The sequence below is a fragment of the Isoptericola chiayiensis genome (assembly GCF_013149805.1).
Taxonomy (GTDB): Bacteria; Actinomycetota; Actinomycetes; order Actinomycetales; family Cellulomonadaceae; genus Isoptericola; species Isoptericola chiayiensis.
Window position 1 is genome coordinate 69790 of sequence record NZ_JABEZT010000001.1, and the last position, 12324, is coordinate 82113.

8 protein-coding genes are annotated in these 12324 nt (G+C 71.3%); 3 read left to right on the forward strand and 5 right to left on the reverse strand.

Annotation, left to right across the window (positions count from 1 at the left end; all coding sequences use genetic code 11):
- Positions 1 to 144: 144 nt before the first annotated feature.
- The 3 genes from HDG68_RS00280 to HDG68_RS00290 are packed head-to-tail and all read left to right on the forward strand — an operon-like array spanning position 145 to position 5404.
- Positions 145 to 2208 (forward strand): maltotransferase domain-containing protein, encoded by a 2064-nt coding sequence (locus tag HDG68_RS00280; protein WP_172148207.1) that lies wholly within the window; start codon positions 145 to 147, stop codon positions 2206 to 2208.
- Positions 2205 to 4004: a maltose alpha-D-glucosyltransferase gene (gene treS / locus HDG68_RS00285; RefSeq protein ID WP_172148208.1), complete on the forward strand. Its 1800-nt coding sequence runs from the start codon at positions 2205 to 2207 to the stop codon at positions 4002 to 4004. Before HDG68_RS00280 ends, treS begins: the two co-directional genes overlap by 4 nt.
- Before the next feature lie 11 nt (positions 4005 to 4015).
- On the forward strand, positions 4016 to 5404 hold the full coding sequence (locus tag HDG68_RS00290) for a phosphotransferase (RefSeq protein ID WP_172148209.1): 1389 nt from the start codon (positions 4016 to 4018) through the stop codon (positions 5402 to 5404).
- Here the strand turns inward: HDG68_RS00290 and HDG68_RS00295 are convergent, their stop codons facing one another.
- From HDG68_RS00295 to HDG68_RS00315, 5 genes are all read right to left on the reverse strand, one after another.
- Positions 5405 to 6415, reverse strand: coding sequence for a glycoside hydrolase family 113 (locus HDG68_RS00295; RefSeq protein WP_246253407.1), 1011 nt, complete (start codon positions 6413 to 6415; stop codon positions 5405 to 5407).
- A complete protein-coding gene (locus HDG68_RS00300) occupies positions 6412 to 8967 on the reverse strand; it encodes a glycoside hydrolase family 2 protein (RefSeq protein WP_343037337.1) in 2556 nt (851 codons plus the stop codon). The genes HDG68_RS00295 and HDG68_RS00300 overlap by 4 nt, the downstream gene beginning before the upstream one ends.
- On the reverse strand, positions 8964 to 9893 hold the full coding sequence (locus tag HDG68_RS00305; RefSeq protein WP_172148210.1) for a carbohydrate ABC transporter permease: 930 nt from the start codon (positions 9891 to 9893) through the stop codon (positions 8964 to 8966). The genes HDG68_RS00300 and HDG68_RS00305 overlap by 4 nt, the downstream gene beginning before the upstream one ends.
- Positions 9890 to 10735 (reverse strand): carbohydrate ABC transporter permease, encoded by an 846-nt coding sequence (locus tag HDG68_RS00310; RefSeq protein ID WP_343037338.1) that lies wholly within the window; start codon positions 10733 to 10735, stop codon positions 9890 to 9892. Before HDG68_RS00310 ends, HDG68_RS00305 begins: the two co-directional genes overlap by 4 nt.
- A 167-nt stretch (positions 10736 to 10902) precedes the next feature.
- Entirely contained in the window at positions 10903 to 12222 is a 1320-nt protein-coding gene (locus HDG68_RS00315) for an ABC transporter substrate-binding protein (protein WP_172148212.1), read from the reverse strand.
- Positions 12223 to 12324 lie beyond the last annotated feature (102 nt).

Consider the following 12324-nt stretch of genomic DNA (forward strand, 5'->3'; position numbering starts at 1 on the left):
GGGTCGTACACGCCGGGTACGACCCCGAGACGGAGGGTACGACCTCGGCGGCCGGGGAGATCGGGCCAGGCGGAAGGGTCGGCGAGAGATCGGGTCGGGCGATCCGGGCATGTTGACGCGCAGACCCCGCCCGGCCTGGCTAGCGTGGGGGGCGTGACGTCCCCGCAGCCCGCACCACCCTGTCCGATCGGCCGCATCCCCGTGCTGGAGGTGTCTCCCGTGGTCGAGGGCGGTCGCTGGCCCGCCAAGGCCACCCCCGGCGAGGTCGTGCCGGTCGAGGCCACCGTGTTCCGCGAGGGGCACGACGCCGTGAACGCCACCGCCGTACTGTTCGGACCGGACCGACGGGTGCACTCGTGGTCACCCATGGTCGACGTCGCCCCCGGCCTGGACCGGTTCCGCGGGTTCCTCCAGCCCGACGCCGTCGGGGACTGGACCTTCCGGGTGGAGGCCTGGTCCGACCCGTACGCCACCTGGGCCCACGACGCCTCGATCAAGGTGGCGGCGGGCCAGGACGTGGACCTGATGCTCACCGAGGGCGCGCTGCTGTTCGAGGAGATCGTCTCCCGCAAGCTGCAGCGCCGGCGCACCCCCCAGGACGCCCAGCTCCTCGAGGACGTCGCCCGCGAGCTCGCCGACACCTCCCGGCCCGCCGAGGCGCGCCTGGCGATGGCGACCCAGCAGTCCGTCCACGACGCCCTGCGCCGCATCCCGCTGCGGCGACTCATGACGCCGAGCGCCACGTACCCGTTGCGGGTGGAGCGCCGGCTGGCCCTGGCCGGGTCCTGGTACGAGATGTTCCCCCGCTCCGAGGGCGCGACGCAGACGCGGGACGGCACGTGGCGGTCCGGCACCTTCGTGTCGGCAGCCCGGCGGCTGCCGGCCATCGCCGCGATGGGCTTCGACGTCGTCTACCTCACCCCGATCCACCCCATCGGCACGACGTTCCGCAAGGGCCGCAACAACACGCTCGACGCCGAACCGGGAGACCCGGGGAGCCCCTACGCCATCGGCTCGGCCGACGGCGGCCACGACGCCATCCACCCGGACCTCGGCACCGAACGGGGTTTCAAGGCGTTCGTCGCCGAGGCCCGCGAGCACGGCCTGGAGGTGGCCCTGGACCTGGCCCTGCAGTGCTCCCCCGACCACCCGTGGGTCACCGAGCACCCCGAGTGGTTCACGGTGCGCGCCGACGGTTCCATCGCCTACGCCGAGAACCCGCCCAAGAAGTACCAGGACATCTACCCGCTGAACTTCGACCGGGACCCGCGCGGGCTGTCGGAGGAGATCCTGCGGATCGTGCGGGTGTGGATCGAGCGCGGCGTGACGCTGTTCCGGGTCGACAACCCGCACACCAAGCCGCTCGACTTCTGGGAGTGGCTGCTCGCGGAGGTCCGCGCCACGGACCCCGAGGTGATCTTCTTGTCCGAGGCGTTCACCAAGCCGGCGATGATGCAGACGCTGGCGCGGATCGGGTTCCACCAGTCGTACACGTACTTCACCTGGCGGAACACCAAGGAGGAGATCGAGGAGTACCTCACCGAGGTCTCCGGGGAGCAGGGCGCGGTGATGCGGCCGGCGTTCTGGCCGACCACCCACGACATCCTGCCGCCCTACCTGCAGGACGGCGGTGCGGCCGGGTTCGCGGTCCGGGCCGTGCTGGCGGCGACGGGCAGCCCGACCTGGGGCATCTACTCCGGCTACGAGCTCGTGGAGAACGTGCCGCGACCCGGCGTCGAGGAGCAGATCGACAACGAGAAGTACGAGTACCGGCCCCGTGACTGGGCGCGTGCGGACGACCTCGGTCTGTCGATGCTGCTGGGCCGACTCAACGAGATCCGCCGCAACCATCCCGCGCTGCAGCAGCTGCGCAACCTCACCGTCCACCCGACCACCAACGGCCAGGTCGTCGCCTTCTCGCGCCGCGTCCGGGCCGAGCACCTGCCCGCCGCCGGGCGCCCCGGGGCGACGGCGGACGACGTCGTGCTCGTGATCGTCAACCTCGACCCCCACCAGGCCCAGGAGTCCACCGTGCTGCTCGACCTCGAAGCCCTCGGACTGACCCCGCCCGACGGGGTGGAGGACCAACCGTTCTTCACGGTCCACGACGAGCTGTCCGGCGCCACCTATCCGTGGGGCAGGCATCCGTACGTCCGGCTCGAACCCCACCAGCAGGTCGCCCACGTGCTGCGGGTGACGCCGGCATGAACGCCTCCATCAGCGCCGGCGGTGTCGAGGTCCCGCGTCCCATCACCCGCCAGATCCCCGTCCAGGCACTCCCCCCGCGGCGCCAGCCCGAGCCGCCGCCGCTGCCCAAGCCGGGACTCACCGAGGACCCGGACTGGTACCGCAAGGCGGTGTTCTACGAGGTGCTCGTGCGGGCCTTCACGGATTCCGAGGGCGCCGGCACCGGCGACCTGCGCGGGGTGATCGACCGGCTCGACTACCTGCAGTGGCTGGGCGTCGACTGCCTGTGGCTGCCGCCGTTCTACCCCTCGCCGCTGCGCGACGGCGGCTACGACGTGTCCGACTACACGGCGATCTCGGCCCAGTACGGCACGCTGCAGGACTTCGGCCAGCTCATCGAGGCCGCGCACGCCCGCGGCATCCGCATCATCATCGACCTGGTCATGAACCACACCAGCGACCAGCACCCGTGGTTCCAGGCGTCCCGCTCCGACCCCGAGGGGCCGTACGGCGACTTCTACGTCTGGGCGGACGACGACGAGGGCTATCCGGACGCCCGCATCATCTTCGTCGACACCGAGACCTCGAACTGGACGTTCGACCCGGTGCGCCGGCAGTACTTCTGGCACCGGTTCTTCAGCCACCAGCCCGACCTGAACTTCGAGAACCCGAAGGTCGCCGAGGCAATGCTGGAGGTGGTCCGCTTCTGGCTGCGCACCGGCGTGGACGGGTTCCGGCTCGACGCCGTGCCCTACCTGTTCGAGGAGGAGGGCACCAACTGCGAGAACCTCCCGCGCACCCACGACTTCCTGCGGACGGTGCGCGCCATGATCGACGAGGAGTTCCCCGGCCGCATCATGCTGGCGGAGGCGAACCAGTGGCCGCACGACGTCGTGGACTACTTCGGCTCGGAGTCCGAGCCCGAGTGCCACATGTGCTTCCACTTCCCGGTGATGCCGCGCATCTACTACGCGCTGCGGGACCAGCGGGCCAACCAGCTCCTGGACATCCTGGCCGACACCCCGGACATCCCAGCGTCCGGGGGGCAGTGGAGCACGTTCCTGCGCAACCACGACGAGCTCACGCTGGAGATGGTCTCCACCGAGGAGCGCGCGGCCATGTACGGGTGGTACGCGCACGACCCGCGGATGCGCGCCAACGTGGGCATCCGCCGTCGGCTCGCCCCGCTGCTGGACAACTCCCGCAAGGAGATCGAGCTGGCGCACGCGCTGCTGCTGTCGCTGCCGGGCAGCCCGTGCCTGTACTACGGCGACGAGATCGGCATGGGCGACAACATCTGGCTGCCGGACCGTGACGCGGTGCGCACGCCGATGCAGTGGACCCCGGACCGCAACGCCGGCTTCTCCACCGCGGACCCCGGCAAGCTGTACCTGCCGCTGAACCAGTCGCTGGTGCACCACTACCACCACGCCAACGTCGAGGCGCAGCTCGCCCAACCGACCTCCCTGCTGCACTGGGTGCACGGGATGCTGGCGGTGCGCCGCCTGCACCCCACGTTCGGCACGGGAGCGTTCACGGCGTGCGAGGTCGACGACGAGGCGATCCTCGCCTTCACCCGCACCGACGACGAGACCTTGCTGGTGGCCGCCAACCTGTCCACCACCGCCCGGTCGGCCACGATCTCCGCACCGGGACTGGAGGGGTGGGACCTGACCGACGTGTTCGGCGGCGGGCGGTTCCCGCGCGTCGGCGACGACGGCACCGTGCAGCTGTCGTGGGGGTCGCGCGACTTCTACTGGCTGCTGGCCACCCCGCCCGCCGAGTCCCCGACCGGGACGTCCGCCGTCGAGACCTGAGGAGACGAGCCATGATCGACGTCGCCGTGCAGCCCGCGGTCCCCGACCCGAGCGTGGGCGAGCTGCTCGCCGCCTGGTTGCCCACCCGGCGGTGGTACCCCGGCACGGGCGACGTCGAGGTGGAGCCGTGGCTCGCCGTCACGTTCGACGACGGGTCCGGCGACGGCGCTCCGGGTGCGGCTCCGGTGTCCGACGACGGGGCGGGCGTCCCGCACGAACCGCACCTCGTGCTGCTCCTCGTCCGGCTCGTCGGTGAGGCGCTCCCCGGCGGCGAGGTGATCGCCCAGGTCCCGCTGGTGCTCTCGGACGTGGAGCACATCGGCCTCGGCCACATCGGGACGGTGACGACTCCGGCCGGGGAGGTCGCGGTGCACGACGGCGGCGCGCACCCGACGGGGTGGGTGACGCTGCTGCACGCGATGGGCGTCGAGGGCGAGCCGGACGTGCTGACCGAGCGGGGCCGGGCCCTGGCGGGCGAGCAGTCCAACACGTCGGTGATCCTGCCCGCCGTGCCGTCGCCCGCGGGCACCGGGGGCATGCTGAAGATCCTGCGCACGATCGCGGACGGCCCGCACCCGGACGTGGTGGTGCCGGAGGCCCTGACGGCGGACGGCTGGGACGGGGTGCCGCGCTTCCTCGGCGCGCTCGAGGTGGACCCCGGTGACGGCGTCCCGCTGCACCTGGCGATCCTGTCCGAGCTGGTCGGGCACGCCGTCGACGGGTTCGAGCTGGCCTGCGACCTGGCGAGCCGGGACGAGTCGTTCGCCGAGCAGGCGGCGGCGCTGGGCCGGCTGGTCGGGGAGCTGCACGGACGCCTGGGCCGGGTGCTGCCGCCGGGCCCGTCGTTGGACGCCGGCGAGTTCGTCGGCGGGCTGCGACGCCGCGCCGACCGTGCCGTCTCCGAGGCCCCGGAGCTGGCCGGGCGGGCGGCCGAGATCGTCGCCCTGCTCGACGAGCTGGAGCGCCGGCTGACCGGCCTGCCGGGCCCCGTGACCACCCAGCACGTCCACGGCGACCTGCACCTGGGGCAGACCCTGCACGGCGACTCCGACTGGAAGGTCCTCGACTTCGAGGGCGAGCCGCAGCGGCCGGTCTCCGAGCGCACGGCGCCCGACCTGACGTTGCGTGACGTCGCCGGGATGCTGCGGTCCTTCGACTACGCCGCCGCGGTCGGCGGTGCGTCCGACCCGGCCGGGTGGCAGGCCGAGGCGGCCGCGGCGTTCCGCGAGGCCTACGGCGCGACGGTGGCTCCGCCGTCGGGCCTCGACGCGGACACCGCCGCCCTGGTGCTGGACGCCCTGGTGCTGGACAAGGCGCTCTACGAGGTGGTGTACGAGAACCACCACCGCCCGCAGTGGCTGCCGATCCCCCTGGCCGCCGTCGACCGCGTGCTGGGCTGATCAGCGCGGCGAGCCGTCACGGGCCGCCGACAGGTCGGCGACACGCTCGTAGGTCGCCCGGATCACCTCGGCGGCGGGTTTGCCGGACGGGCAGTAGTCGCCGTTCGTCGCCGCCTCCTCAGGTGGGTACAACGCTGCCGGCCAGTCCCACAGGACCCAGCCCTGCACCCAGGGCCGCGCCGACGTCGCGGTGAGCATGTCGACGTACCAACGTGCCTGCTCGCCGCCGTCGGGCGGTCCGGAGAGAGTCCAGTCGTTGGGCAGCGCCGCGGAGCCGCGGCGGCTGGGACACCCGGTCTCCATGAAGAAGAACGGCTTGCGCTCACGTGCGACGACGGCCTCGATCCGGTCGAGCTGGGACTCCCACCCACCCAGCGGGTAGTACCCGGACGCACTGATGACGTCCACGGCGTCCCACCAGGTCAGACGGTCCTCCTGGTACTTGTCGCAGTTGTAGGTGATCAGCCCGTCGTACACCTCGCGGACGGCGGCGACGATGGCACGCCACCGGTCGGCGTGGGCGTCGGCGCGCACCATCTCGCAGCCGACGCAGAACATCTCCGCACCTTCCTCCGCAGCGAGGCGCGCGTGGTGGACGACGAACTGCGTGTACGCGGCGAACCACTCGGCCCAGGTGGGCTCGTTCGGCACCTCAGGGTCCAGGAACCCGATGTGGGCTCGCCAGGTGCCGTCCGCGACGTTGACCACCGGCTTGAGGCAGACGCGCTGCCCGCGGGCGTGGGCTGCGCGCACGGCCCAGCGCACCTCGTCGTCGGTGAGGGCGGGCGCGTCCCGGAACGGGATCGTCGTGGACTGCGCCGTGGCCTGCTCGGCCGCGTAGGTCACGGCCGTCCAGGTGGTGCCGAGCTCGCGGACCATCGCGTCCATCGAGGCCTCGGCACGGGACGTGGCCCAGGTGCCACGGACGCCGGTCCAGCCCCAGGTCATGCCAAGCACGGGACCGCCCGGCAGGGGCACGACGAGGGCGTCGTGCGGGGACCCGGCCGTCATCGTCCACCGCCGACGAGCTGGTTGAGGCTGCGCAGCACGTGCGGGGCCGCGAGCGCCTCCGGGTCGACGGTGACACCGTCGGGGACCCGCACCGTGAGCTCGACGGACTCCCCGGGCAGCAGGGTGACCATCTGGTCGTCGACGCGCGCGTCGGGGTGCGCCTTGTCCGCGAGCAGGGTGAGGTCCCGCACGAGCGTGTCGGCCTGCACGCGGACGCGCCAGCCGCCGTCGGCGGGGACGACGGCGGTGCGGACGGCGGGTGCGGGCAGCGCGGAGTCGCGGGGTTCGGCGAAGAACCACAGCCCCCGGACCCCGTCGAGCTCGGCGACGACCAGCTCGCCGCCCGGGTCCGTGGCAGTGGCCACCTCGGCGGGCAGCACGGCGGTCGCGGCACCGCGGGGACCCACGTCGACCGCGACGGTCCCGGTGGCCAGCTCCGTGCCGTCGTAGGTGAGGCGCCGCACGACGACGTCTCCGACCCAGGGCGTGTCGGTGTCGTCGACGACCACGACCGCGAGTCCTGCGGGCCGCGGCTGGATGGTCACGAGGCGGTCGGCGTGCGCGTGGCCGAGCGCGTGCAGCAGCGGCTTGGGGCGCTCGTCACCGTCGACGGCGGCCCAGGACGTCACGGGCCAGCAGTCGTTGAGCTGCCAGACCACCGATCCGGTGCAGCGCGGCGCCCAGGACCGCAGGTGCTCGACGGCGGTGCGCACCGCCGTGGCCTGGTTCCACGACATGGCCCAGTGCCAGTCGTCCATGTCGTCCGGGACGGCGACGTGCCGCACCAGCCCCACGGAGAGCTTCTTGTTGCCCTCCATGGCCTTCTGGTGCACCTGCATGCCGGGCGACTCGGGCGTGAGGGGGTCGTCGGAGACGGCCCGGGTGAGGGTGGCCCACGTGGGCGGTGCCTGCCATCCGAACTCGGCCATGAACCGGGGCACGTCGTCGCGGTAGTGCGTCCAGTCGAGCCGGTTCCACACCTCCCACGAGTGCATGGAGCCGTGGTCGGTCTCGTTCTGGTCCCGGGTCGGGTCGATCGGCAGCACGCCCGACCACGGCGACGACGGCGTGTACGGCCGTGTCCCGTCGATCTCGGCGACGACGGTCGGCAGCAGGTCGGTGTAGTACCCCAGACCCCAGCTCTTGTCCGCCAGCAGCGGCTCCCAGCCCCAGGCCTGCACGCCCCAGATGTTCTCGTTGGACCCGTTCCACAGCACCAGGGACGGGTGGGGGGCGAGGCGGGCGACGTTGTCGCGGGCCTCGGCCTCCACCTCGGAGCGCAGCGGCTCGGCCTCGCTGTAGGCGGCGCACGCGAACGCGAAGTCCTGCCACACGAGGAGGCCGCGCTCGTCGCACAGTTCGTAGAAGGCGTCGTCCTCGTAGATGCCGCCGCCCCAGACGCGCAGCAGGTTCATGTTCGCCTGCTCGGCCTGGTCGAGCCGGCGTGCGTAGCGGGCGCGGTCGACGCGGTGGGCGAACACGTCGTCCGGGATCCAGTTGGCGCCCTTGACCCAGATCGGACGGTCGTTGACGAGGATCGTGAAGGGTGTGCCGTCGTCGTCCGGCGTCGTGTCCAGACGCACGGACCGGAACCCGGTGCGGGTGCGCCACGCGTCCCGTGTCCCGGTGGTGTCGCCGAGCGTGACCTCGACGTCGTGCAGGGGCTGCTCCCCGTACCCGCGGGGCCACCACAGCGCCACGTCCGGGACGTCCAGGTGCACGACGGCGGAGCTCGCGTCGGCCGGGACGGTGACGGTCGCGCTGCGCCCGCCGTCGAGCGTCACGGTCACCTCCACGTCCTCGGCGGGGGCGCCGGCGGCCCGCTCGACCGCGGCGCGGACCTCGAGGCGACCGGTGGCGCTGCCGTCGGGGGCGAGGTCGGCCGTGCCCACGGCGGTGACGACACCCAGGCGAGCCGCGGTCCACGACTCGAGCCGGACGGGGCGCCAGATCCCGACGGTGGCGGCGTCGATCCCCCAGTCCCACCCGAAGTTGCAGGCCATCTTGCGCATCGCGTTGAAGGGGTGGTGGTTCACCTGCGGACGCTGCCCGAGCGCCATGCTCTGCGCGTCCGCGAACGGCACCGGGGCGGAGAACCGCACGGTGAGCTCGTTCTCGCCGTCGCGCAGCAGGTCGGTCACGTCGAACCGGTGGCGGCGGTGCTGGTTGGCGGTCCGGGCGACCTCGGTGCCGTTGAGCGCGACGGTCGCGACCGTGTCGAGACCGTCGAACGCGAGCTCGTGCCGCTCGTTGCTGGTGCGGTCCACGGTGAAGGTGGTGGCGTACTCCCAGTCGCAGCGGCCGATCCACTGCAGCTGCCGCTCGTGGTCGTCGAGGTAGGGGTCCACGATCAGGTCGGCGGCCAGCAGGTCGGTGTGGATGCTGCCCGGCACCGTGGCGGGTACCTCGTGCAGCGGTGCGGCGGTGCTCGCGGGGACGGGACCGCCGACGTGCCGCACGGTCCACCCGGTGGAGAGGTCGTGCTGCACGCGCCGTGCGCCGTGGACCGCCGGTCGACGCTCGTCGGTGCTGGTGGGGGTCGTGCTCGTCACTTGGTGGCTCCTGACGTCATGCCGTTGTAGATGTAGCGCTGGAGGAACAGGAAGGCGACCAGGGTCGGGATGATCACGATCATCGCCCCGGCAGAGATCACTTCCCACTGGGCTCCGAACGGCCCCTTGAACCGGAACAGCGACGTCGAGATCACACCGAGGTCCTGGGAGGGCATGTAGAGGAAGGGGATGTAGAACTCGTTGTAGATGGCGAGACCCTTGATGATGACCACGGTGGCGATCGCCGGCTTGAGCAGCGGGAAGATGATCCGGGCGTAGATCGTGAAACGGTTCGCACCGTCCAGCATGGCCGCCTCGTCGAGCGAGCGCGAGATCGAGCGCATGAACTGCAGGAAGATGTAGATCGCCACGATGTCGGTGCCCATGAAGAGCACGACGGCGGACCACCGGGTGTTGAACAGCCCGAGCCAGTTGATCACCTGGAACGTCGCGACCTGGGTCGTGACCGCGGGGACCAGGGTGGCGAGCAGGAAGCCGCCGAGGACCAGCCTGCGGCCGCGGAACTCGAAGCGGTCCAGGGCGTAGGCCGTCATCGTGCCGATGACGACCGTGCCGGTGACGGCCAGCAGCAGGATGATCGTGGTGTTGACGAAGCCCTGCAGCATGCCGCCGCGCACGAAGGCCGTGACGAAGTTGTCGACGTTCAGCCAGTTCGACGGCGGGTCGAGGGGCGACGTCGAGGCGAACTCCGCCGGTGTCTTGAAGGCTGCCATGAGCACGGTGACGAGCGGGAGGAGCGCGACGACGACCGCAGCCAGCAGGCTGACGTACTTGGCGGTGGTCCCTAACGGCCCGAGCACGGGCGCGAGGCCGCGGATCCCGCGGCGCAGGGCGAGGGTGCCGGCCTCGAGGCGTCCCCCGGGACGCCGGGTGTCCGCGGTGGAGGAGGTCTGGGCGGCACTCATGTCAGGTCCACCTTGTCGTCGGGGAAGATGCGGCGTTGCAGCCAGGTGAAGATCAGGACGATGGCCAGGAGGACGACCGCCATCGCGGAGGCCAGGCCGACCTTGGAGAAGGTGAAGGCGGTCGTGACCGTTTTGATCACGAAGGTCTCCGACCCGTTGGCCCCGCCGGTCATGATGTAGGGGATCTCGAAGACGCTCAGCGCACCCGAGACGGCCAGGATGAAGGACAGACCGACGATCTGGCGGATGCCGGGGAGCACGATCGAGCGGAACTTGTCCCATCCGCCGGCACCGTCGAGCTCGGCGGCCTCGTAGAGCTCGGACGGGATGGACTGGATGGCCCCGAGGAACAGGACGAAGTTGAGTCCCATGTAGCGCCAGACGGACGTGGCGGCCAGGGAGACGTTGACGATGTCGGGGTCGCCGAGCCAGAGCGGCGGCTCCCCCACCCCGACGAGCGCCAGGAGGGCGTCGAGGGTGCCGCCCGGCCGGAAGAAGTAGAGGAACACCAGGCCGATGGCCACCCCGTTGAGCAGGTAGGGGAAGAACAGCACGCCCTTGAAGAAGTTCCGGAACCTCGTGCTGAAGCTCAGTACCGTCGCGAAGTAGAGCGCCACGATCAGCTGGACGAACGCTCCGACGACGTAGTACAGCGAGACGAGGAAGACCTGGAAGATCTCGGGGCGCGTGAAGATCTCGACGTAGTTCGCCAGGCCGACCGGCTCCTTGACGGGGTCGAGGCCGTCCCAGTCGGTGAACCCGTACCAGACCATGTTGGCGACCGGCACGTAGGTGAAGAGCACCAGCAGCAGGATCGGTGCGAGCAGGAACAGCCACGGCACGGCCGCACCCCTGCGCGGTCGTGGCCCGGGTCCGCGAGGCGCCGACGTCCTGCGCGCTGCGACGTTCCTTGCCCGGGAGTCGAGTCCGGTCGTCACGGACATCTGTGGTCCTTTCGATGGGGACGGCGGCCCCCGCCGCAGCGGGGGCCGCCGGACAGCGTGTGGGCTCAGCCCGTCACCTCGGCGCGAGCGTCGGACCAGCGCTGGTTGAGCTCGTCGAAGTACGACTGCTTGTCACCGTCGGCGGCACCGCGGGCGACGTCGACGAGCTTCTGCCGGTAGACGTTGCCCCAGAGGTCGATCTCCGCGGTGTCGTAGATGTCGGAGAGCAGGCTCTCCTCCCCGGCCGGTGCCGGCGCGATCTCGACGAGCTCGACGCCGAGCGGCTCGAACTCCGACAACGTGTCCGGGAGGTCGCCGCCGACCGTGGGCGGCAGGCCGCCCTCGGACTGCGCGTAGCCGGACTCCTGCGCGAACCAGTCGACCCAGGCGCGTGCCGCCTCGGGGTTCTCGGTGTGCTTGCTCACGGCGTTCTTGTAGTCCCCGCCGATCGTGGAGCGGAACGTGCCGTCCACCTGGAAGGGCATCGGCCAGTAGGCGATGTCGTCGGCCGACCCGCCGTTGGCCTCGGCGGCGTCCTGCATCTGGGTGACGGCCCAGGATCCGAGCACCATCGTGGCGACCTGCCCCGAGCCGAGCAGGTTCTTCGACTCCTCCCAGTTGGTGGTGGTCGGGTCCGGCTCGCTGAGCCCGGCGTCGACGACGTCGTACAGGAGCGAGTCGAGCGCGTACTGCTCCTCCCCCTCCGACCAGGGCGCGTCGGTGGCGGCGAGCTCCTGCTCCGTCTCGGGTCCCGCGATCACGCCCCGGTTGCCCTGCCACTGGCTCAGCGGCCAGCCGTCGGCGTAGTTGGTGTAGTACGGCGTCGCCTCGGTGGTGTCCGCGATCGCCTGCAGACCGGCGAGGAACTCCTCGGGGGTCGTGGGTGGTTCGGTCACGCCGGCGCTCTCCCACACCGCCTTGTTGACCACGTAGCCCTGGGCGTTGCCGGTGATGGCCACCCCGTAGGCCTGCCCGTCGTAGGCCTGCTCCTCGACGAACCGGTACGTCTCGGCGACCTCGTCCGTGGTGCCGAGAGGCAGGAAGAAGTTCGGCAGCTGGTCCTTGCTCACGGTGTTCGGGATGAGCAGGACGTCACCGTAGTCCTGGGTGTTCAGGCGGATCGAGACGTCGCCCTCGTAGTCGGTGACGGCCTCGAACTCGACGTTCACCTCGGGGTGTTCCGCCTCGAAGCTCTCCTTGTACTCCTGGAACGTGGTGTCGACGAGGTCGGTGCGGTTGGTCAGGACGGTGATGTCCCCGCTCACCTCGCCGCTGCCGGTCGGGTCCGTGGCCCCGTCGCCGGCGTCGTCCTCGCTGCCGCAGGCGGTCAGGGCCAGAGCCAGGGCTCCTGCGGCCGCGATCGCGGTCATGTGCTTGCGCGCCATCGTGCATCTCCTGTCGTCGTCGACCGATCAAGCGCTTCAGTTCGCCGGTGTCCCGGTCGTCGCCGAGCTTCGATACCGCTCGACGACGGCCCCACCTTGAGG

Bases quoted from the DNA above. Each gene is read 5' to 3' on its own strand.
- treS (WP_172148208.1), top strand. From the start codon at position 2,205: ATGAACGCCTCCATCAGCGCCGGCGGTGTCGAGGTCCCGCGTCCCATC.
- HDG68_RS00290 (WP_172148209.1), top strand. From the start codon at position 4,016: ATGATCGACGTCGCCGTGCAGCCCGCGGTCCCCGACCCGAGCGTGGGC.
- HDG68_RS00295 (WP_246253407.1), bottom strand. From the start codon at position 6,415: ATGACGGCCGGGTCCCCGCACGACGCCCTCGTCGTGCCCCTGCCGGGC.
- HDG68_RS00305 (WP_172148210.1), bottom strand. From the start codon at position 9,893: ATGAGTGCCGCCCAGACCTCCTCCACCGCGGACACCCGGCGTCCCGGG.
- HDG68_RS00315 (WP_172148212.1), bottom strand. From the start codon at position 12,222: ATGGCGCGCAAGCACATGACCGCGATCGCGGCCGCAGGAGCCCTGGCT.